Below are 21586 nucleotides of genomic sequence, written 5' to 3' on the forward strand. Positions count from 1 at the left end.
GTGGAAGCAATGCGGGAGAAATGCGACGGCCCAAATATTTTTTCCAGTCACTTTTGTCGTAATTCAATAGGTGGTTTTATAGGATATTGCTACTTTAGCTTTTACACTTTATAAATACTTTTCCTGAATTCAATAATTTAATAAACTAAAAATTTTATGCAACGAATTGCTATGCTTGGGTCGGGATTTATTGGACGTTTTTATGCAGACTCTATACAAGGATATCGTAACAAGGATAAGATCGTAAGTATTTATTCTCGCCGCGAAGAGTCTGTAAAAAAGTTTGCAGAGGATTATAAGGTAGGACATGCGACCACCAATATGGAAGAAGCTATAGCACATCCTGATGTTGATATTGTTTGTATCTCTCTTCCAAACAATCTACATGAAGAGGCGGTAATGCTTTGTTGTAAGCATAAAAAAGCAGTGATGACAACAAAGCCTTTGGGCCGAAATGCTGCAGAAGCGAAACGTATGGTCGAGGCAGTTGAAAAAGCAGGAATATTCAACGGTTACCTCGAAGACCTTGTGTACACTCCAAAATTTTTAAAGGCATATGAAAGTGTAAAAAACGGCGCACTTGGCAGAATATTATGGGCGAAGTCAAGAGAGACGCACCCTGGCCCACACAGCGATTGGTTTTGGGATATCGAGCAGGCGGGCGGTGGTTGTATTCTAGATCTTGGTTGCCACTGCGTGGAAATTACCAGGACTTATATCGGAAAAGATATACGGCCTGTAGAGGTAATGTGCTGGGCCGATACACAGGTAAAACCGATAGATGCAGAAGATCATTCTATAGCGCTGATAAAATATGAAAATGGCGCCATTGCACAGTTTGAAGTAAGCTGGACTTTTCGTGGCGGACTTGATCTTCGCGATGAAGTAATGGGTACCGAAGGAACAATCTGGTCGAATAACTTTTTGCGTACAGGTCTGGAAATGTTTACTACGGGTAAAGGTGCTGATTACGTTTCAGAGAAAGCTGAAAGCAATACCGGTTGGCTATTTCCTGTAGGTGATGAATTAAATGAGCTGGGGTATAACCATATGTTTATGGATATGTTCAACGCCCTTGAACAAGGTCAACAACCGAAAGAAAGTTTCTATGACGGATACGTGGTGAATGCAATTTTAGACGCTTGCTACAAATCTGCAAAAAGCAAACTTTGGGAACCTGTACAATTAGACATTTGGAGAGGACAAGAAGGGGTTTCTAAAGACAGCCACCTGGTAGAATACGATGCCGATCATTACCTGGTTAAAGAAGAGATGACACATTACGGGTTAAAGAAATTAATCCTTAAAAACAAGCAAACTGGGAAAATTTTTGAAAAAGAAGAAAAGTAGTCCATTTTCAATAAAACTAAAAAAGCCTGTGGTAAACAGGCTTTTTTAGTTTTACAGATCTTGCTATTTTATGGCAGCTGTAGATGCTTTAATGGTAACTAAAGAAGGGTCGTATAGTTTACTATGAAGTGCTCTCAACTTATCAGCCGGCATTTTAATTACTTTTCTGTCGTAAGTCATCAACCCGTTTACTTCTACTTCTACGTCGGTTGTTTGAGTATAAACTGCTGCTGACAATCCCCGTTTAATCAATTTCGGCAATCTGTCTATAAATGTTGCATACCTCGCATACAACTCGTCCTGGCTTTTAAAATTCTGGTATCCCCAGTTATTCTTGTCTTGCCAAGTGTGCCCGTCTAATGGCAGTCCGAGTCCACCAAACTCACCTAAAACAAGCGCTTGTTTAGTACCAAATAACTCTACGCTTGGCATTGCAGGAGATGGGTAATTATGCAGGTCCATGATTTGTGCTTTAGAGTAGAAGTTGCCACCACTTGCACTATTGATTAATCTTGTAGGATCTTTTTTGGCCGTCCACTCACTAATTTCCTCTGTTTTAAATTGTCCCCATGCTTCATTAAAAGGAGTCCAAATAACGATACATGGAAAATTATAGAAAGCGTCCATGATAGCAATCCATTCTTTGCGATAAATCGCTTCTGATGCGTCGGTCCGAACCATGTCTTCGCCTAACCCTTCTATACCCGGCCTTGATTCCCATCTGGCACCCAAGTCGCCGCTAGGCATATCCTGCCAAACCAACATTCCCATTTGGTCGCAGTAAGTGTACCATCTTGCAGGCTCGGTTTTCACGTGCTTTCGGATCATATTAAAACCAAACTCCTTGGTCTTTACGATGTCAAATTTCAATGCATCATCTGTTGGAGCAGTATATAATCCTTCGGGCCACCAACCCTGGTCGAGCGGTCCATACTGAAAAACAAACTGGTTGTTTAGTAAAATTCTCTTTACCCCATTTGCATCAGTTCCCACAGAGATTTTGCGCATAGCGAAGTAGCTCTTTATTTCATCAACTACTTTGTTGTTTCTAATCACAGACACTTTTAAATCGTATAAGTGCGGTGTTTCGGGCGACCATAGCTTAGCGTTATTGACCTGCAATACTGCTTCTGAATTTCCGGCGACTAACTGTTCAGATATTTTTTGCGTACCGTCCCATGCTGATATTCTTATTTTGTCTGTTGGCAAAAGATTGCTCAAATTAGTTGAAACTGTAAGGGTCTGTTTGTCAATATCAGGCGTTTGTCTTGTGGAAACGATGTACGTTGTAGGAACAGGCTCCAGCCACACTGTTTGCCAGATCCCTGTGACGGCTGTATACCAGATACTATTTGGGCGTTTAACTTGTTTACCTCTTGGTTGAGGTCCATCGTCGGTAGGATCCCATACTCTTACAACGAGTTCCTGGTTTGAACCTTTTTTTAGGTAAGGAGTAATATCGATCGAAAAAGGATCATACCCTCCCTGGTGTGTACCAGCAAGCTTTCCATTTATAAATACATCGCACAACCAATCTACCGCGCCAAAATGAAGGAGCATGTTTTGTTTGTTGTATTTGGAAGGAACGGTGAATTGCCTCTTATACCATAAGATGCTATCCTTTCCCACAGTTTTCCCAACTCCTGAAAGGGCTGACTCAACTGCAAATGGAACAAGGATCTTTCCGTCAAAAGAAGTTGGGGTTGCGTCTTGTTGAGTTTTTGGAACAATAGAATAATCCCACAGACCATTCAGATTTATCCAGTTGCTTCTGACCATCTGAGGCCTCGGGTATTCCGGCAACGGTCTGGTCGGATTAACACTATCAACCCAAACTGTGGGTATTTTATTTTTCCCTACCTGCCAGTTTAAATCCTGCGCAGAAACCGTGGAGATTTTCAGAGTTAAAAACAAGGAGCCAAGCAATAATATTTTTTTCATCTGTTTTACTTTTTATGAAAATGAGTGCCAATTTAGTTCAAATCGTTCACTAAAAAACGTTAGCCAAAATGTTTGCACCGGCCTTTTTAAAACCTCTTTTACCTTTGTCAAATATAAAAAAGATAAGGTGCTGTAGGAATTTTAAAAGCAAATTGAATTGCCTATAAAGACGAAAGACATAAAGGAAGTCTAGTCCTTTATGTCTTTCGTTTAGTGTTTTAGGAGTTTTATGAAAACCCCCTTATTATCCTCCAAACTGTACCGCCGTTATACCTGCTTGCAAGGGCTCTTTAGAAGCAGCCTTAGAAACAAAGTATACAGAATGAGTTTTGCCTCCAGCAACAGCTTTAATTGGTATACGAATAGTACCAGACTGCTGACCCGCTTTAGGAGTAAGTCCGCCTTCACCAAGTAATGGACCGGTAGGGCTATCTAACCTGGCTTCAAATTGTAAAAGAACTTCAGGTGCTTTTTGCCAACCTACAACCATGCTTGCAGTGGTAACTCCTGTAAGGTCGATGTTATCCAGCGCGAACCAACCACCACCTTGTGGGATCATCACCAGGTTCGTACGATTGAAATTCGTTGGGGTAAAACCTTGCATCTTTTCATTTCCCTGGAAAGCGATGTTGTTACTTTTAAGAGCAACCGTTGTTTGTCCCGTAAGGGCTTTTATATTATTACCACCTTTGTCTGTATAGCTAGCCGATAACAACATAGTTGCATTTGGCTTAGAAGGCTCAGGAGTAATGGTTCCTACAGCAGGCAATGATTTAGCTGCTGCTGACTTATTTGCAAGTGAAAGTATCCAGCTAACAATTTGGCTAGCATCTGACGGCGGAAGTTGAGGGTGAGCCGGCATTGAAACTTCTCCCCAAACACCCGCTCCGCCTTTGATGATTTTTTGGGTGAGGTAGTTCATTGCGTTACGCTGCTTCTGGTATTTCTCTGAAACGGCCATGTAAGCAGGTCCGATAGATTTTTCGTTCTCCTTGTGGCATCCCTTACAATCAAGAGATAGCATCAAGTTCTTGCCGCTGATAGTCGCAGCACCTTGCTGGTGACCCATTGTTGATGCCGCCTTGTCGTAACCTTCCACATATTCAACTGACACAAACAAATTTGCAGGATCAATTTTCACAGGAAGATTATTATCTGTTACAGTAACTGCATACTTGATAGGCTTGCCAGGTACATAAAAGGATTTATTAGCACCAATTAATTTGATTGATACTTTAGGTTCATCATTTCCTGCATACACACCAAAGTCATCACTTCTTGTTGAAGCACCTTGCTGATCCTTTACGTAAACTCTTAACTTATAATCACCGGCTTCGGTATAAGTATAGTCAGTAGTGGGTAACGTAGTAGTCTTGGTAACACCATTACCAAAATCCCATGTATAAGTAAGTTTTTCTTTTTCAGGATCTCTTGCCGCAACCGATGCTTTTATTGCAAGAGGCAATCTGCCTGAAGTTTTGTTTACACTGAGCTTAGTTATTTTTGGAGCAATGTTGCCGGCATTATAATCGATTCGAGATAAAGCAGCATCCTCGTTCTTAGCAAACCAGCCGGAACCATATTCCAATAAATACAATCTTCCGTCTGGACCAACCTCCATATCGATACAGTTGCGCAGTTTGGTGTGTTCCATAAACGGCTCCATTTTCTCAAAGTCACCGTTTGGTGCCATGGTAACAGCTTTCATCCAACCACGGATCCAGTCGTATATAATCAACTTGCCGTTGTAGTAGTCTGGCAAACGTGTTTCCGAAGGAAACATGTCGGTGTAATAAACAGGGCCAGCCATTGCGTTTCTACCTCCCGTACCTACTTGTGGAAAGTCAGGCGAAACATCGTACGGATACCAGATAAACGCAGGTGAAACAGGTGGAAGGTCTCTCAAACCAGTATTGTTTCTTGAATTGTTTACCGGGTGAGCCGGATCGAATGTTATTCCGCTTTTGCCTGTAGCATAGTCGTATTCACGATAAGGATAGTTATTTCCTACAAAGTAAGGCCATCCAAAAAAGCCTGCTTTGCGAGCCTGGTTCACCTCGTCGTAGCCGCGCGGGCCTCTTGAAGCACTATCGTTGTTGGCGTCAGGACCTACTTCACCCCAATATAGGTTGCTGTTTTTCTGGTCAACAGAAATACGGTAAGGGTTCCTGTTTCCCATTACATAAATTTCAGGTCTTGTCTTATCAGTTCCTTTTGAAAATAAATTGCCTTCAGGGATTTCATAAGTACCATCGTCTTTAACTCTGATACGCATGATTTTACCGCGAAGATCATTAGTGTTACCGGCTGACCTTCGTGCGTCATACTGCATTTTGCCCGGAAGGTCATTTAAAGGTGCAAAGCTATTGCTCACATACTGCGCCTTAGGCTCATTGAAAGGCGTAGAGTTGTCGCCTGCAGAAAGGTATAAAAGACCATCAGGTCCAAATGCAATTGATCCGCCCGTATGGCAACAGATCTCGCGTTGAGATTTAACTTCCAGAATTGTTTTCTCGCTTGCATAATCAAGCGTATCATTCTTAAACGTGAACCGTGACAAACGGTTAACAGAAGAATCAATTGGGCTATAAAAAATGTAGATCCAGTTATTCTTAGCGAAGTTTGGATCCTTATTAAGTCCAAGAACACCCTCTTCTGCATTCACACCTGGTGTATTTGTTTTCCAGTAGACATTCAAAAATCCGACTTGTTTTACCTTTTTTGTGTTATTGTCATACATCAAAATCTCTCCTCTGCGTTGAGCAATCAGAATGTTGAAATTTGGAAGGATAGTCATTTCTGTTGGCTCAAAGAAAACTCCTTCTGCAAGCGTAGTTTTTGCGAACCTGTCTTCTACGGGAGCATATTGTGATGTTGCTTTTGAGTAAGCTAATGGTGCATTTTCACCGATTGCATATTGGATACCTCCAAGCAAATGCTTCAGGTACAAAGGATCAGTGTAAGATTCTTCTGTGTGGCCTAGTGCAGTGTAAAAAGCACGTCCACCTTCAAAATCGTGATACCATGCCATTGGGTGATTACCCATTTTCTTACCACCGTTATAGGTGCTCTCATCCAGCGTAATTAGAACTTTTGTATCAGGAGCTAAGTTTTTAAAGCTGTAAAACTCGTCAGTTCTCTTCCACTCTTTTGGAAGGTGTTTGGTAGCAATATTGCTTTGATCTACCACGTTGAACAAGCCAGACTGTACGTTGCGAGCAGTATCATGAATACCGGGATGATCGTAAAAATAACCACCGACAAGACGGCCGTACCATCTCCAATCATACTCCGTGTCCGTAGCCGAATGCACCCCTACATATCCTCCGCCTGCCTGGATATATCTTTCAAAAGCAACTTGCTGGCTTGGATCTAACACATCGCCGGTAGTGCTCATAAAAATAACCGTAGCGTACCTTTTCAAATTTTCCTCATTAAACTTTGAGGCATCAGTAGTAGTATCTACATCAAAATTATTTTCGAGGCCTAGTTTTCTAACGGCGGCAACACCGTTTGGTATGGAGCTGTGATGCCAACCCATTGTTTTACTAAAAACCAACACTCTTGGCTTACTAGCTCTCCTACCAAAAGAAATCAAAATCAACGTCAACACTAAAAAAGGTATCACTAAAGAATACCTTAACCTTGAAAATACACCAGAAGCTTGTCTTAAACTTTTCATTGCAAAACCGCGTTTTTTTAAATACAGAAGGAAAAAAATTAAAGTTAAGAGAACTTACGATGCGACTTTGAAATTTTCAAACATTTGTAGCCTTGTTATAGCATTTTAAACATTTTTTTGCCCTTTTTTTCTTAAGCGTTAAATTGTTTTCCCGGCTAAGTGCATCTACGCCGCATCGTTGCGACGCATTTCGTTCATCTGGAATCTCCGTGCAACTCCAGTTTCAGTTTTTAGAGGTAAGAAGGATTTCAGGCACTTTTTAGGAAAGGGTTAAAATCACTGAAGGCTAAAATAGTTTCGTCAGCATAAAGGCACAAAGGAAACCCAGGACCGTTATCAAGCCGGAGTAGTTGTGCGCTTCTTCAAAAGCCTCAGGTATCATTGTATCAGCCAACATAGATAGTATGGCTCCGGCTGCAACAGCCGTCGTGGCAGCTATGACCTCTTTACTGAATCCATCAAATAGTACATAACCGCAAACCGCTGCTATTCCTGAAACAAGTGCAATCGAAAGCCAAAGCAGGAAGATGTATTTTTTCGATCGTCCTGCTTTTTTCATCCCCGATGCACTCGATAAACCCTCGGGAACATTCGAAAGAAAGATGGCAACTACCGCTACCATACTTACGGCACCGCCCTCTATCATGCTAACTCCTATAACGATTGACTCAGGTATTCCATCCAGCAATGCTCCAATGGCGATCGCAGTGCCGCTTCCTTCTTTGTCGCTTTCAGATGCCTGGTGTTCTCCCGACCTTTTGCGATGTTTCGCTCCTTTATTTGAGACGATAATATTAGCAATGGTATACACCAAAGCACCTGCAATAAAGCCAATAGATGTTGCGAGAAAACCGCCGCTTTTATAGGCTTCATCCATCAAATCAAATGACAATGCGGAAATAAGTACACCGCTGCCAAAAGACATAATAGCGGCGATAAGACGCTGAGGTATTTTAAAATAGTAGCCGGTCCCGGCACCAATTAATAATGCTGATCCTGACAACAATCCCCACAATCCCGCCTTTAACCAAATGGGCAACATAAGTCTGTTTAAAATGGATGAAAAAAAAGATGCTGATTCAAACTTATTCTAATGCAGCAATAGTCTGTATTATTTCTTCAAAGTAAGAAACGTAGATAGACAGATGCCCTTCGTCTTTTTGGTAATGCATTACCGCCTTCGGTACCTGATGTTCCACCGCTTCAGCATGCAGGCGGGTAACTGCATTATCACTGGTTCCCCACCAAAAATGGACCGGCTGTATAATCTCGTTTAGTTTATAACCATAATCCTGGAAATACAAACCCGCTTCGTATACCGCTCCTTTACTTCCTTGACGACACGCTTCCTTTAAAGTACTTGCTGATAATGTTTTGAATGCTCGAGGATTTGTTAGCAACGTATGGTCAACGTCAGGTAAACCTGAAAGCCATTGTGGAAAAGGTTTCTTTGCCCCTTTTCTTACAACCAGATTCATAAAAAATCGCAGGACGGAAGGTATTCTTCTTGCAGCTCCGAAGTAATACTTGTTGGCATGCATTGATTTGAAAACGCCGGGCGTACTAAACGGTAAGGAAAAGCCTGCTATAATATTTACTGCTTGTATAATAGGAGGATATCGGTTAGCAATAGCGAGCGCAAAAGGGCCTCCGCCGGACCAACATAAAACAGTTGTCTTTTCAATTTTTAGAAATCGAAGGAGGTGAGCAACGTCATCGGCAAAGGAATTGAAACTTCCGTTAGGGTTAAATGCAGACAGACCAATGCCAGGTCGGTCAACGGCAATAAGGAGAAGATGGTACCTGGTCAACAAAGCTTCGACATTTATACCAAAAGCATTCAATAAAGAAGGCTCTGATCTTGAACTGGGCGTTCCATGAAAGTAAATAACAGGTCGCCCTTCTAAAGGACCGTACAATGCATATCCCAATGTTCTTTTGTCTGGAAGTTCGAACACTTCATCTTTCATGCAACCTGCATTTAAAGATGTACCGCAACAATTAAAAGGCCAATGGCGTACGTTTTGAATAATGCAACTCAAAGCCGATTGTATGCCCGAAGGTCCGTCTATAGTTATCCTGAACGAACTGGTTCAACCTTTTAAAGGCAAGAAAGTCGTAGATGTAGACGGCAATAGTAAAATGGATATCCAAAGAATAGCCGGTCAGAAGATCATCGATTTTAAAAGCTGGGGTAAACATTTCTTAATCTGCTTTCCAAACTTTACTGTCCGAATACATTTTATGTTATTCGGTTCTTATCGAATCAACGAACAAAAAGAAACAAAGCCTCGATTATCACTAAAATTTAAAAAAGGTGAAATAAACTTCTATGCGTGCTCGGTTCAATTCATCGAAGAAGATCTAAACGACATCTATGATTGGACGAGCGACGTTATGAACGATAATTGGGATTCAGAAAAAGCTATACTCAAGTTGGATCAACAACCGCAAACATTGGTATGCGATGCACTGCTTGATCAACAGGTTTTTAGTGGAGTTGGAAATATAATTAAGAATGAAGTGCTTTTTAGAATTAGAGTACATCCCGAAAGTGAAGTGGGCGCACTTCCGCCGCACCAGTTGGACGAGTTGGTGTCCCAGGCAAGAATATATAGTTTCGACTTTTTAGAGTGGAAAAAAAATTATGTGCTAAAAAAGCATTGGCTAGCCCATACGAAAAAGACTTGTCCTCGTTGCAATATTCCGCTAATAAAAAAATACGCAGGCAAAACAAAGCGGCGAACTTTTTTCTGCACCAATTGCCAGGTGCTTTATAAAATTTAATCGCGCTGCTTCCACTAACACATTATAAAAAAAACCGGTATAACTTTTTCTCTGCTTTATCTACATCAAAATCTTTTGTATGATAATAGGAGTGGTTTTCGCTGTAATAGTTATCATTATTGTAATTGCTTACATAACTAAAAATGCTAAGAGTAAAGACGAAGGCAATAGGCCCGGAGCTTAAGTAGAAGACTTGTTTTCTTGCTGATTAAATTGAGTCGAACTACAAGACTTTTTGAAACAACAAGCAACTTAGTTTATTGCTTGTTGTTTCTTAGTATCTCCGTAAGTTTTTGTTTATTTCTTATTACTACTATCGCCACCGGCTTTATAACTTCTGTTGGTTCCCTCGGTGGGCGAGTTCACATTTTGCTTTGAAGTAGATGGCATGGCAGATGTATCGTTGTTGTTTGCATGAGACTGGTTCTCAGGATCATCAGAAGCAGTGTTCAGGTTTTTTTCATTACCGCTCTGGTTGAAAGACGTTGAATCTGCATCACCTGTCGCCCTGTCTTCGGGGTTTGTACAAGCAGTTACATACGTCAGCAAAGCCAGCACTATTAGCTTTTTCATAAAGTCTTTTTATAGAGATTAAAATAATTCTTAGATTATCAAAAACTGCAATAGTTCTGCCATCTGGTTGGAGTTGCTTTGCTTAATCCCGCTTTGATTACTTTTTTCTACAGACATAGTAACGTCAATTTTTATAACAACGTCCCAATGAAATATATGTGTAAAAAGATTTGGTACGAATAGAGACTGGAGCCGAATAAAGCAATTCAGTATTAAGTGAGTGACACAACGGTGCTGAATTAAGAGGTTCTGTATGTTTACAAAAACCAAAAATATTAGTTCTATTACTAAAATAGTTAGTGTTAGTAACTTAATTACTATACCTTTACCTATTCAATAATTTTGACAAAAATATAGCTGCATGAGTAATTCGGATAAGTTGAAGGCCCTTAAGCTGACAATGGATAAGATTGATAAAGATTACGGGAAGGGTAGTGTAATGATGATGAATGAGAAACCTGACGTACCACATGAAGTGATTTCTACGGGATCAATAGGGTTAGATGTTGCACTTGGAATTGGCGGTTTACCTAAAGGAAGGATAATAGAAATATACGGGCCGGAAAGCAGCGGTAAAACAACAATTGCTATTCACGTAATTGCAGAGGCTCAGAAAAAAGGTGGAATGTGCGCGATCATAGATGCGGAACATGCCTTTGATAGTGCATACGCTCAAAAACTGGGTGTGGATGTAGATAACCTTTTAATCTCTCAACCGGACTACGGAGAACAAGCATTGGAAATTGCAGATCGTTTGATTTTGTCCGGGGCGCTTGATGTAGTGGTAATTGACTCAGTCGCGGCATTGGTGCCAAAGAGTGAATTGGAAGGTGAGATGGGCGATAGTAAAATGGGACTGCATGCCCGTTTGATGAGCCAGGCGTTAAGAAAATTGACCGGCACGATTAATAAAACCAACACCATTTGTATTTTTATCAACCAGTTGCGTGAGAAGATCGGAGTTATGTTTGGTAACCCTGAAACTACGACCGGTGGTAACGCTCTGAAGTTCTATGCATCTGTTCGGTTAGACATTCGGCGCAGTGCACAATTGAAAGATGGAGATGAGGCAATTGGTAACCACGTAAAAGTAAAAGTGGTTAAGAACAAAGTAGCACCTCCTTTTCGTTCTGCTGAATTTGACATTATTTTCGGTGAAGGTATCAGCAAGATGGGCGAAATAATAGATATGGGTGTAGAGCTAGGTATCATACAAAAGAGTGGAAGCTGGTTTAGTTACGAAGGAAACAAACTTGGCCAGGGCCGTGATACAGTTAAACAATTAATAACCGACAACCCTGAATTAGCTACCGAACTAGAAGCTAAAATAAGGGCTAAAATAGCTGAAGCACAGGTGGTTGCATAAACCTTGTACTTCTTGCCGATTAATAAGGTATATAAGCCGTCTCTTTATAGGGATGGCTTTTTTTATTCGCCTCACCCTGACCCTCTCCTCGCGGAGAGGGAAATGAAAACGGATTCTAGAAGCGGCTGGCTGCTTACTCCCCTTCTCCGCGAAGAGAAGGGGTCGGGGGATGAGGCAAATCTCAGCTCAATTCGGCAATCACCGCTGCAAATAACTCGCTCAGCTTTTTATCTGCTTTTCCTGCGACGGCAATTATTTCGCTAATATCAACAGGTTTTAAATTGTCGGGATCACACTCGTCGGTAATAACAGAAACACAGGCACATGGAAGTCCAACCTGGTTAGCAACAATGACTTCCGGCACTGTACTCATGCCTACGAGGTCTGCTCCGATAGATTTTATGTACCGATACTCTGCCCGCGTTTCAAGATTAGGCCCGACTACCGATGCATATACCCCCGCGTGAAGAGGTAGATTTCTCTCTTTTGCTTTTTGTCTTATTAAATCATTCAAACCTTTATTGTATGGCTCGCTCATATCAGGAAACCTGCTACCGAACTCAGGCAGATTTAGTCCGCGCAAAGGGTTCTCAGGTTGAAGGTTGATGTGGTCGTCGAGCAAGACAAGGTCACCTTTTTTATAACCCATATTAATGCCTCCCGCCGCATTACTAAGCAACAAATGTTTAACGCCGATTGCCTTCATAACCCTTATTGGAAAAGTAATTTGTTGCATAGAATAACCTTCATAGTAGTGAAACCTTCCTTGCATTGCCACGACTGCTACCCCACCGATTTTTCCATATACCAAATTGCCTTTATGAAACTCAACTGTTGATAACGGAAAGTTTGGAATGGTTTCATAAGCAACATTTCTTTCAATTTGTATATGGCTGACAAGTTCAGATAATCCGGTACCAAGCACAATGCCAACAACCGGTTTTTCAAAACCTTCGTTAACTAAGAAAGATGCCGTTTCTTTTATTTGCTCCAGGTAGTTGTGCACGAGGTTATTTTTAGATTGGAAAACTAAACAAATAATTTTCGGGTATGTTTATAGTATGGTCAAACTTTTAGAAAAAGCAATAGTTTCATTTTAAATAAAACATTATGTCAGACTCCTATTACGACTCCGCCGACCTTTCAAAATTTGGAAATATTACAGAATACCAAAAAGCAATGGGTGATAAGTTTTTTGGTTGGTATGGTGAGGTATTTAAAGACAGTGCATTAACGGCAAAGGAGAAATCTTTGATTGCACTTGCAGTTGCTCATGCAGTTCAATGTCCCTACTGCATTGACGCTTACAGCAGTAATGCTTACGAAAAAGGCTACAGCGAAGAGCAGATGATGGAAGCGGTGCATGTTGCGGCTGCCATCCGGGGTGGTGCCTCGCTTGTGCATGGCGTGCAAATGATGAATAAGGTAAAAGAGATTGCAATGTAGTTTTGGGAAAACAGTAAAAAGTATTTTGTAGCCGACATTTGTTCTTTGTTGATGCCGCCGTTGCGTCGCACTCTTGTACCGCAATCATACCAGCATCATGGCGACGAATATGGAACACCAAAATAGCTCTCATATAAAACAACTATTGCTCCTTGAAGATCTTGCTTTGATTGCGTCCTAATTAATTAAAAAATATTCCGATGGAAAATGCCCTAATCATCTTTGTCCGCAATGCAGAGAAAGGCAAAGTAAAAACCCGCCTTGCAAAAGACCTTGGCGACGAGAAAACGCTTCAGGTTTATAAATTCCTTTTACAGTATACAAGAGACATCGCTATTTCATGCAATTGCAGTCACTTTATTTTTTACTCTTCTTATGTTCATGTCAATGATGTTTTTGATGATGACCTCTTTACAAAGTTTGTCCAGGAAGGTGCAGACCTTGGCGAACGAATGATGAATGCTTTTAAAAAGGTTTTTGATTTAGGCTGTAAAAAAGTCTGCATTATCGGAAGTGATTGCTACGAATTACAGGCTGAAATTTTGAATGAGGCCTTCGATAAATTAGCTACAACAGATGTTGTGATCGGTCCTGCTTCAGACGGAGGTTATTATTTGCTAGGAATGAAACAATTACATGCAGATTTATTTAAACCAAAAGACTGGAGCACTTCAAGTGTTTTCGATGATACATTGACTTCATTAACAAACGCACGACTAACTTATATTGAACTGCCTGTTTTAAACGACATCGATACCATGGAAGACCTGCTTGAAACAAACATTTTAACCCATCTAAAAGAAGATGACTCTGAAGAACAAACGTAACGGAGAGATTCATATTCAGCAGGTAAAAAGTGCTTCAAAGGAGCTGGATATTATAAAAGAACTGTTTGTTGAATATTCATTGAGCCTGAACGAGAATTTGTGCTTTCAACGTTTTGATGAGGAATTAGAGAATCCCCTTAAAAAATATGGTGAGCCTGAAGGTTGTTTATTGCTTGCTTATGTAGGCAACGAGGTAGCAGGTTGCGTTGCCCTTCAACCATTATCAAAGGAAGGCGTTTGCGAAATGAAACGGCTATATGTACGAACTGAGTTTCGAAAACACGGTGTAGGCGAAGAGTTGGTTGTACGAGGTCTAAACGAAGCTACAAACAGAGGCTACAAAAAAATGGTGCTTGACACATTAGAAAGATTGCAGCCAGCAATAAAGTTATATGCTAAGCAGGGTTTTGTAAATACTTCCGCTTACTACCAAAACCCTTTAGCCAACGTGGTTTACATGGAGAAAGATTTGTAAGCGCGTTATGATTACAATTTGCTTACACATTCTTCTATCACTCTTGCAAAGTTTTCGTGCTCAAGTTTATGTATTTTTTCTGCTAAGCTTTCAGCAGTATCAGTTGGCAAGATGGAACATTTCGCCTGGAAAATGACATCACCATTATCATAATGTTCATCAACGTAATGAATCGTGATTCCACTTTCAACTTCACCCGCAGCTATAACAGCTTCGTGCACCTTTGATCCATACATTCCTTTGCCTCCAAATTTTGGCAACAAAGCAGGATGAATATTTATAATCCTGTTTCTGAAATTCTGGATAAGCGTTTCTGGGATTTTCCAAAGAAAACCTGCCAGTACTATGAACTCAATTGATGCCAAGTTTAACTCGTTTAAATAACTATCACCGTTAAAAAAACGTTCTCTCTCAATCATAAGCACAGGGATATTGTTGTCTGCTGCTATTTGAACAACACCTGCACCTGGTTTGTTACAAACAACGAGTTTAATTACGACCCGCCCACTGTTTTCAAAGTGCTCAATAATTTTTTTTGCGTTGCTTCCGGCACCCGATGCAAACAGGGCAATTTGAACAACGGAATGATTCTTTTGTGATGGTAAAATGGCGGTAGACATCGTGTAAAGATGAGGCAATTTTTTAAGTAAGAAACGGCTCTATAAAACCTAAATAATTAGCACTCTTTTCGGTTACAAATTAATGACAATCAATTTTTATTTTTTTCAAAAATCCTTTGAAACCCGCATCAACACTAGAAAAAATTTTTTTTACTATGTTGATAATATGTGAAGATCGTGACCTATTTTTGCACCCATTCTCGGAGATTTTTCCACATCAAAGCACAACTTTTTGTGTATATGATTCAGCATAGACGAATAGCAAAAACATTAGTAAGTTTAGTAGTTCTCATTTCTTGTTTCTTCAGTGATAAAAGTTTTGCTCAGGCAAATGGTCAGGCTTTATTTTCTGCAAATTGTGCATCATGTCATGCACCTCATAAAGAGTTAACTGGTCCTGCACTTGCCGGCGTGGAAGAACGCTGGGGAGATAAAAAGAAGCTCTACGCATGGATACGAAATAACCAGGCTTTCTTAAAGACAGGAGATAAATATGCAAATGAGTTGTATTTGAGATACAACAAAACGCAGATGAACTTATTTCCGAATCTTACTGATCCCGAGATCGATGCTATTCTTGCTTATATCAAGTCTGTTCCTGATCCAAAAGCTGCAGGTCCTGATACGGGAGTTCAAGGTGCTGCTGCAACATCAGGTGAAGATAACTCATTGGTGTATGGTATTCTTACTCTGGTACTTGCCGTAGTAGTTTTAATCTTATTACAGGTTAATAGCAATTTAAAGAAACTTTCAGATGAGAAAGAAGGACAGCCTGCATTAGAGCCTGTGCCTTTTTGGAGAAATAAAGTTTATATAGCGATTGTAGCAATTCTTTTATTCTGCGTTGGAGGTTACCTGACAGTAAAAGGTGCGATAGGTTTAGGGCGCACAAAAAATTATCAACCTGAGCAGCCTATTTATTACTCTCACAAAGTACACGCAGGTACTAACCAGATCAGTTGTTTATACTGTCATGGCGGTGCACAAGACAGCAAGCATGCTAACATACCGTCGGTAAACATTTGTATGAATTGTCACATGGCCATCAATGAGTATACAGGGAAAGATAAAATTTACCGCGAAGATGGATCGGAAGTGGATGGTACTGCCGAGATAAAAAAATTATATCAATACGCAGGTTTTGATCCTAATGTATCGAAAGTATGGGATCCAAATAAAGCAAAACCAATTGAATGGAACAAGGTTCATAATCTTCCTGATCACGTTTATTTCAACCACTCTCAACATATTAAAGCTGGAAAGGTGCAATGCCAAACTTGTCACGGCGAGGTTCAAAAAATGGGTGTTGCATACCAGTTCGCTGAGCTAAGCATGGGTTGGTGCATCAACTGTCATCGTACTACACAGGTGCAGTTTAAAGACAACGGTTTCTATAGCATTTATCAAAAGTTTCATGACGATTTGAAAAATGGTAAGATTGATAGTTCCAAAGGAATTACCGTAGAAAAAATTGGTGGAACTGAGTGCCAAAAGTGTCATTACTAGTCTCGCTAAGGATAGGTAAGTATAATAGAATATTAAGTTTATAAAATAACAATAGAAAGGCTGGTAGCTAACATTGTTACTACCAACGTCAACTAATAAATTATGGAGCAAAAAAGGTATTGGCAAAGTTTTGGAGAGCTAAATAAGTCAAATGCTTATCAATCCACTGCTGACGAATTCCAGGAAGATTTGCCCTTGGTCGAAGATGATAAAGGTTTGTTGGATGCAAGAACTCCCCGTAGAGATTTTTTAAAATTCCTTGGATTTAGTACTGCTGCTGCGGCAGTTGCTGCAGGTTGCGAGATGCCTGTTAAAAAGGCAATTCCTTTTGTTAACAAGCCTGAAGATGTAATACCTGGCGTTGCTAATTTTTACGCAACAACTTTTGTACAAGATGGTGAAGTGGTTCCCGCTTTAGCCAAAGTAAGAGATGGTCGCCCCATAAAAATTGAAGGTAATGAACTGTCTCCTGTAACACTTGGAGGTACATCTCCAAGAATGCAGGCGTCAGTGCTCGATTTATACGATAACAGCAGGCTAACTGTACCATTTGCAAACGGAAAGGAAGTAAGTACTTTCGATGCATTAGATAAAATGGTGGCAGCAGATTTGGCCGGGTTGGGTGGTCGCCCCGTTGTCTTACTTACAAGTTCAATAACATCTCCTACCACAAGACTTGTTATATCACAGTTTCTAGGAAGATTTCCTGGTAGCCGTCACGTTATGTATGATGCTGTCAGTTACTCCGGAATGTTATTGGCTAATGAAGCTACTTATGGTAAAAGAGCAATACCTTCTTACAACTTAGCAGCTGCTAAAGTTATTGTTAGTATCAATGCCGATTTCCTTGCATCGTGGGTAAGCCCTGTAGAATTTAATAAACAATATAGCATTGGCAGAAAGTTAAACAGAAACAAAGCTGATATGAGTCGTCATATTCAGTTTGAAAGTTTAATGACTATGACCGGTGCAAATGCCGATGAAAGATATCATCACAAGCCTTCTGAGTCCGGCGCAATTGCAACTGCTTTGTATGCAGCTTTAGGTGGTGCTGCTACAGCTCCTTCTTTGGATGCAAAACTTCAGCAGGCTATTCAAAAGACTGCTGGCATGTTAGCCAAAAACAGGGGAGCGGCAGTGGTACTGGCAGGAAGTAATGATCCAAACGTACAGATTGTTGTGAACGGAATCAATGAGCTAATCGGAGCTAATGGCACAACTATCAACTGGTCGTCTACCTATAATACTCACCAGGGTGTTGATGCTGATATTAATGCGTTAGTAAATGACATGAACGCAGGTGCAGTCGGTGGCTTGTTGATTTATGAAGCAAACCCAGTCTATAATTATTCTGATAGTGCTCGTTTTGCTCAAGGGTTGAAGAAGGTTAAATTTTCAGTCTCTTTTAATACTAAGCTAGACGAGACTTCTCAACTATGTAAGTATGTTATTCCAAATCATCATTACCTTGAAAGTTGGGGTGATGCGGAGTCAAGAACAGGCAATATTTCGCTAATTCAGCCTACAATAAATCCTTTATTTAAGACCCGTCATTGGCAGGATAGCCTATTGAAATGGAGCGGTGCACCAACAGATTATCTTGCTTTTTACAGGCAATACTGGGTTGGGCGTTTAGGAGGTGAAGCAAACTGGGACAAGGCATTGCAAGACGGAGTTATAAATGGAGGTACAAGTATCAACACTGTATTAACTAACGTCACGTCAAATGCTCCTGATACTGCACGAAGTGCAAACGTGGTTGGTTTAGAAACAGTTGCTGCGACAAGAGGAGGAACTTCTGCTTTTAATGGAGGAGCCGTCGGTGGTGCAATAGGTGCAATTGGTTCAGCAAGAAAAGGTGGAAATACAGAGTTGGTTTTATATCAGAAAGTTACTTTAGGTACAGGACAACAGGGTAATAACCCGTGGTTACACGAAGCCCCAGATCCGATAACAAAAGCCACTTGGGATAACTATGCTGTTATCTCTCCGGCTATGGCGAAGAACTTATTCAAAATAGATTTAGAAGATAACGGTCAGACTGATGATTATGAGGTACATCCCGAAAAGGATGTGATAAAGGTTACCGTTAACGGTAAGAGTCTAGAGCTTCCTATCATTATTGTACCGGGTACTAACCCTAGCACAATTGGTATTGCCCTAGGTTATGGTCGCGGTACAGATGCTGCTATAACTGATGACGATGCAGACAAAAGGAAAGAGTTAATTGAAACTGCGCACACCAATATAGGCAGAGCAGGTGGTGCTGTAGGTAAGAATGCATTTCCATTAGTGGCCTTTAATGGAGTAACCAGAGATTACTTTGTCCCTGCAGTTGAGGTTTCTAATGCAGGTTACCAGTATAAAGTGGCTCAAAGCCAAACTCACCAGAGCTACGAGGGTCGTACAGAAGTTGTTTTAGAGACAACTTTGGCAACCTTGAGAAAGGAGCCTGAAATGTTTAGCGAAAGAAGAGAAGAGCTACATAAAGATTTTGCACCTAAAGAAGGACAAAATTTCGAAAGAGATGCTACACTTTATCCCTTATTTCCTAAGCCGGGAATAAAGTGGGGCATGAGCATTGATCTAAATAGTTGTACAGGATGTCAGGCATGCGTGGTTGCATGTATGGCTGAAAATAATGTGGCTGTAGTTGGTAAGGAAGAGGTAGCTAGATACCACGATATGGCCTGGTTAAGAATTGACCGCTACTTCAGCGGAAGTCTTGACAACCCAAGTGTTGTGTTCCAGCCAATGCTTTGTCAACACTGCGACAATGCACCTTGTGAGAACGTTTGCCCGGTAGCCGCTACAATGCATAGCAGCGAAGGAATTAACATGATGGCGTACAACCGTTGTATCGGTACAAGATATTGTGCAAACAACTGTCCTTATAAAGTTCGTCGTTTCAACTGGTCTGATTATATGGGTGCTGACAGCTTCCCGGATAACCAAAAAGGCGTTATTACAGAGGCTTCGGCTATGATGAACGATGACTTAACAAGAATGGTGTTAAACCCTGATGTTACTGTGCGGAGCCGTGGTGTAATGGAAAAATGTACTTTCTGCGTACAACGGTGCCAGGATGGAAAACTAAAGGCTAAGAAAGAAAGCCGTCCGTTGAAGTCGGGGGAGAACGGAGAGTTTGATGTAAAAAGTGCTTGTCAGCAGGCTTGTCCAACAGATGCCATTGTTTTTGGTAACGTAAATGATAAGAAAAGTGCAGTTTACCAGCACCGGGCCGACAACCAACAACGCTTATTTTATTCTCTCGAAATGTTGCATACTCTACCCAACGTCAGCTACCTGGCTAAGGTTAGGAATAATGACGCAATTGTTCACCTTAGTGAAGAGGCAGCTGGGGAAACGGTTGGAGGCCAGGAAGGAAAGAAAGAGGAGAAGATGGAAGGCGTTCATTAATGTACTAATAGTACAAGCGTGCGACGTAACGATGTTGAATAGACACAAGAAAGTTTGGACAATAAGAATCAATAAAATTATTTAAAATCAGCTTTGGCTGGTTCTAAACCAAATCAGATGCATTTAAAGTACGAATCACAAATCAGGGAACCTCTGGTAGACGGTAACAAAGATTATCACCAGATAACAGAAGATATTATTCGTCCTATTGAGGCAAAGCCGTCGAAGTTGTGGTATATAGGATTTTCAATTTCTGTCGCTCTTTTGTTATTTGGCGTTTATAGTGTTTACAGAGATGTTACTTATGGGATAGGCCAGTGGAATTTGAATAAGACCATTGGTTGGGGATGGGACATTACCAACTTCGTTTGGTGGGTGGGTATTGGTCACGCTGGAACTTTGATTTCAGCCATTCTTTTGTTGTTTAGACAAGGGTGGAGAACGGGTGTAAACAGGGCTGCGGAAGCGATGACAATTTTCGCCGTAATGTGCGCCGGTCAGTTTCCTATATTTCACATGGGTCGTGTTTGGCTGGCATTTTTTATCTTTCCTTATGGCAATACAAGGGGACCGGTTTGGGTAAACTTTGACTCTCCTTTGTTGTGGGACGTTTTTGCAATCTCTACTTATTTTACCGTATCACTGTTGTTCTGGTACTCAGGTCTTATACCTGATCTTGCAACAGTAAGGGATAGAGCGAAGACTAAGTTTCGCAAGTTTTTCTACGGCACTTTATCTTTCGGCTGGACAGGAAGTACAAAACACTGGCAGCGCCACGAAGCCTTATCTTTAGTTCTTGCCGGATTGGCTACTCCGCTGGTGCTTTCTGTACACACTATTGTATCTTTTGACTTTGCCACTTCCGTAATTCCCGGTTGGCATACAACCATCTTTCCTCCTTACTTCGTTGCCGGTGCGATCTTCTCAGGATTTGCAATGGTGCAGACGTTGTTAATAGTAGTACGAAAAGTGCTTAACCTACAAGAATACATTACTCTCGGCCATATTGAGGCGATGAATAAAGTAATTGTGTTGACAGGTTCTATTGTGGGTTGCGCATACCTGACGGAGTTGTTTATGGCGTGGTATAGCCAGAATGAATATGAAGCCTACGCTTTCTTTTACAGCCGTGCAAATATTTTTAGCCCCTATGGTTGGGCCTATTGGGGAATGATGTTTTGTAACGTTGTTTCTCCCCAGGTTTTCTGGTTCCGCAAACTGCGTAGGAATGTGGTGTTTACTTTCTTCATGAGTGTTATAGTTAATATCGGTATGTGGTTTGAGCGTTTTGTAATTATAGTTACCTCCATTTATCGCGATTATCTACCGAGCAGTTGGAGTTATTATTACAGCCCTACCATTTGGGAGATAGGTTTTTACCTAGGAACGTTTGGACTATTTTTTACCTGTTTTTTCCTTTTCGCAAAATACTTCCCAACTATCGCTGTTGCTGAAATTAAATATGTATTGAAGACTTCAGGTGAGAATTATAAAGAGAGAATGGATAAAGTGGAGGAGCAGAAGGTGGAGGAATTTGCTCACGATTATGCGCACTAAGAGACAGTTGAGATTATTGGTAATTAAGAAAGTTAA

16 protein-coding genes are annotated in these 21586 nt (G+C 40.8%); 9 read left to right on the forward strand and 7 right to left on the reverse strand.

Annotated features, from left to right (window positions below; genetic code table 11):
- The first annotated feature begins 156 nt into the window (after positions 1-156).
- Positions 157-1350: a Gfo/Idh/MocA family protein gene (locus tag SAE01_RS10565; RefSeq protein ID WP_147203729.1), complete on the forward strand. Its 1194-nt coding sequence runs from the start codon at positions 157-159 to the stop codon at positions 1348-1350.
- 63 nt (positions 1351-1413) lie between these two features.
- On the opposite strand, the gene SAE01_RS10570 is transcribed toward SAE01_RS10565, so the two are convergent.
- The 4 genes from SAE01_RS10570 to SAE01_RS10585 all read right to left on the reverse strand — a co-directional run bounded on the left by SAE01_RS10570 (position 1414) and on the right by SAE01_RS10585 (position 8943).
- Complete coding sequence (locus SAE01_RS10570) at positions 1414-3291, reverse strand: glycoside hydrolase family 2 protein (protein WP_147203730.1); 1878 nt, start codon at positions 3289-3291, stop codon at positions 1414-1416.
- A gap of 244 nt (positions 3292-3535) precedes the next feature.
- Positions 3536-6973 carry a ThuA domain-containing protein gene (locus SAE01_RS10575; RefSeq protein WP_147203731.1) on the reverse strand — a complete coding sequence of 1146 codons (3438 nt, stop codon included), beginning with the start codon at positions 6971-6973 and terminating at the stop codon, positions 3536-3538.
- Positions 6974-7259: 286 nt separating this feature from the next.
- Positions 7260-8015 (reverse strand): ZIP family metal transporter, encoded by a 756-nt coding sequence (locus SAE01_RS10580; protein WP_147203732.1) that lies wholly within the window; start codon positions 8013-8015, stop codon positions 7260-7262.
- Positions 8016-8058: 43 nt separating this feature from the next.
- Entirely contained in the window at positions 8059-8943 is an 885-nt protein-coding gene (locus tag SAE01_RS10585; RefSeq protein ID WP_147203733.1) for an alpha/beta fold hydrolase, read from the reverse strand.
- Between the two features lie 82 nt (positions 8944-9025).
- Here SAE01_RS10585 and SAE01_RS10590 point away from each other — a divergent pair, with 82 nt between their 5' ends.
- Positions 9026-9760, forward strand: coding sequence for a DNA-formamidopyrimidine glycosylase family protein (locus SAE01_RS10590; RefSeq protein WP_147203734.1), 735 nt, complete (start codon positions 9026-9028; stop codon positions 9758-9760).
- 297 nt (positions 9761-10057) lie between these two features.
- Here SAE01_RS10590 and SAE01_RS10595 read toward each other — a convergent pair whose 3' ends face one another.
- The gene (locus SAE01_RS10595) at positions 10058-10333 is read right to left on the reverse strand and encodes a hypothetical protein (RefSeq protein ID WP_147203735.1); all 276 of its coding nucleotides are present in this window, start codon (positions 10331-10333) and stop codon (positions 10058-10060) included.
- A gap of 361 nt (positions 10334-10694) precedes the next feature.
- On the opposite strand from SAE01_RS10595, the gene recA reads away from it, so the two are divergent.
- Positions 10695-11699 (forward strand): recombinase RecA, encoded by a 1005-nt coding sequence (gene recA, locus SAE01_RS10600; protein WP_147203736.1) that lies wholly within the window; start codon positions 10695-10697, stop codon positions 11697-11699.
- A gap of 181 nt (positions 11700-11880) precedes the next feature.
- On the opposite strand, the gene SAE01_RS10605 is transcribed toward recA, so the two are convergent.
- Positions 11881-12705, reverse strand: coding sequence for a purine-nucleoside phosphorylase (locus SAE01_RS10605; RefSeq protein WP_246113205.1), 825 nt, complete (start codon positions 12703-12705; stop codon positions 11881-11883).
- Between the two features lie 104 nt (positions 12706-12809).
- Here SAE01_RS10605 and SAE01_RS10610 point away from each other — a divergent pair, with 104 nt between their 5' ends.
- The 3 genes from SAE01_RS10610 (at position 12810) to SAE01_RS10620 (ending at position 14447) form a co-directional block, all read left to right on the forward strand.
- Positions 12810-13145, forward strand: coding sequence for an arsenosugar biosynthesis-associated peroxidase-like protein (locus SAE01_RS10610; protein ID WP_147203737.1), 336 nt, complete (start codon positions 12810-12812; stop codon positions 13143-13145).
- Positions 13146-13345: 200 nt separating this feature from the next.
- The gene (locus SAE01_RS10615) at positions 13346-13972 is read left to right on the forward strand and encodes a TIGR04282 family arsenosugar biosynthesis glycosyltransferase (protein ID WP_147203738.1); all 627 of its coding nucleotides are present in this window, start codon (positions 13346-13348) and stop codon (positions 13970-13972) included.
- Complete coding sequence (locus SAE01_RS10620; RefSeq protein ID WP_147203739.1) at positions 13950-14447, forward strand: GNAT family N-acetyltransferase; 498 nt, start codon at positions 13950-13952, stop codon at positions 14445-14447. Before SAE01_RS10615 ends, SAE01_RS10620 begins: the two co-directional genes overlap by 23 nt.
- Positions 14448-14458: 11 nt before the next feature.
- On the opposite strand, the gene purN is transcribed toward SAE01_RS10620, so the two are convergent.
- Positions 14459-15085, reverse strand: coding sequence for a phosphoribosylglycinamide formyltransferase (purN, locus tag SAE01_RS10625; protein WP_246113206.1), 627 nt, complete (start codon positions 15083-15085; stop codon positions 14459-14461).
- A gap of 222 nt (positions 15086-15307) precedes the next feature.
- On the opposite strand from purN, the gene SAE01_RS10630 reads away from it, so the two are divergent.
- The 3 genes from SAE01_RS10630 (at position 15308) to nrfD (ending at position 21550) form a co-directional block, all read left to right on the forward strand.
- Complete coding sequence (locus SAE01_RS10630) at positions 15308-16573, forward strand: c-type cytochrome (RefSeq protein WP_147203740.1); 1266 nt, start codon at positions 15308-15310, stop codon at positions 16571-16573.
- Positions 16574-16675: 102 nt separating this feature from the next.
- Positions 16676-19993 (forward strand): TAT-variant-translocated molybdopterin oxidoreductase, encoded by a 3318-nt coding sequence (locus SAE01_RS10635; protein WP_147203741.1) that lies wholly within the window; start codon positions 16676-16678, stop codon positions 19991-19993.
- Between the two features lie 117 nt (positions 19994-20110).
- Entirely contained in the window at positions 20111-21550 is a 1440-nt protein-coding gene (gene nrfD / locus SAE01_RS10640) for an NrfD/PsrC family molybdoenzyme membrane anchor subunit (RefSeq protein WP_147203742.1), read from the forward strand.
- The last annotated feature ends 36 nt before the right edge of the window (positions 21551-21586 follow it).

The sequence above is a fragment of the Segetibacter aerophilus genome (genome assembly GCF_007991655.1).
GTDB lineage: Bacteria > Bacteroidota > Bacteroidia > Chitinophagales > Chitinophagaceae > Segetibacter > Segetibacter aerophilus.

Bases quoted from the DNA above. Each gene is read 5' to 3' on its own strand.
- SAE01_RS10565 (WP_147203729.1), top strand. From the start codon at position 157: ATGCAACGAATTGCTATGCTTGGGTCGGGATTTATTGGACGTTTTTAT.
- SAE01_RS10570 (WP_147203730.1), bottom strand. From the start codon at position 3,291: ATGAAAAAAATATTATTGCTTGGCTCCTTGTTTTTAACTCTGAAAATC.
- SAE01_RS10575 (WP_147203731.1), bottom strand. From the start codon at position 6,973: ATGAAAAGTTTAAGACAAGCTTCTGGTGTATTTTCAAGGTTAAGGTAT.
- SAE01_RS10580 (WP_147203732.1), bottom strand. From the start codon at position 8,015: ATGTTGCCCATTTGGTTAAAGGCGGGATTGTGGGGATTGTTGTCAGGA.
- SAE01_RS10585 (WP_147203733.1), bottom strand. From the start codon at position 8,943: ATGAAAGATGAAGTGTTCGAACTTCCAGACAAAAGAACATTGGGATAT.
- SAE01_RS10590 (WP_147203734.1), top strand. From the start codon at position 9,026: ATGCCCGAAGGTCCGTCTATAGTTATCCTGAACGAACTGGTTCAACCT.
- SAE01_RS10595 (WP_147203735.1), bottom strand. From the start codon at position 10,333: ATGAAAAAGCTAATAGTGCTGGCTTTGCTGACGTATGTAACTGCTTGT.
- recA (WP_147203736.1), top strand. From the start codon at position 10,695: ATGAGTAATTCGGATAAGTTGAAGGCCCTTAAGCTGACAATGGATAAG.
- SAE01_RS10610 (WP_147203737.1), top strand. From the start codon at position 12,810: ATGTCAGACTCCTATTACGACTCCGCCGACCTTTCAAAATTTGGAAAT.
- SAE01_RS10615 (WP_147203738.1), top strand. From the start codon at position 13,346: ATGGAAAATGCCCTAATCATCTTTGTCCGCAATGCAGAGAAAGGCAAA.
- SAE01_RS10620 (WP_147203739.1), top strand. From the start codon at position 13,950: ATGACTCTGAAGAACAAACGTAACGGAGAGATTCATATTCAGCAGGTA.
- SAE01_RS10630 (WP_147203740.1), top strand. From the start codon at position 15,308: ATGATTCAGCATAGACGAATAGCAAAAACATTAGTAAGTTTAGTAGTT.
- SAE01_RS10635 (WP_147203741.1), top strand. From the start codon at position 16,676: ATGGAGCAAAAAAGGTATTGGCAAAGTTTTGGAGAGCTAAATAAGTCA.
- nrfD (WP_147203742.1), top strand. From the start codon at position 20,111: ATGCATTTAAAGTACGAATCACAAATCAGGGAACCTCTGGTAGACGGT.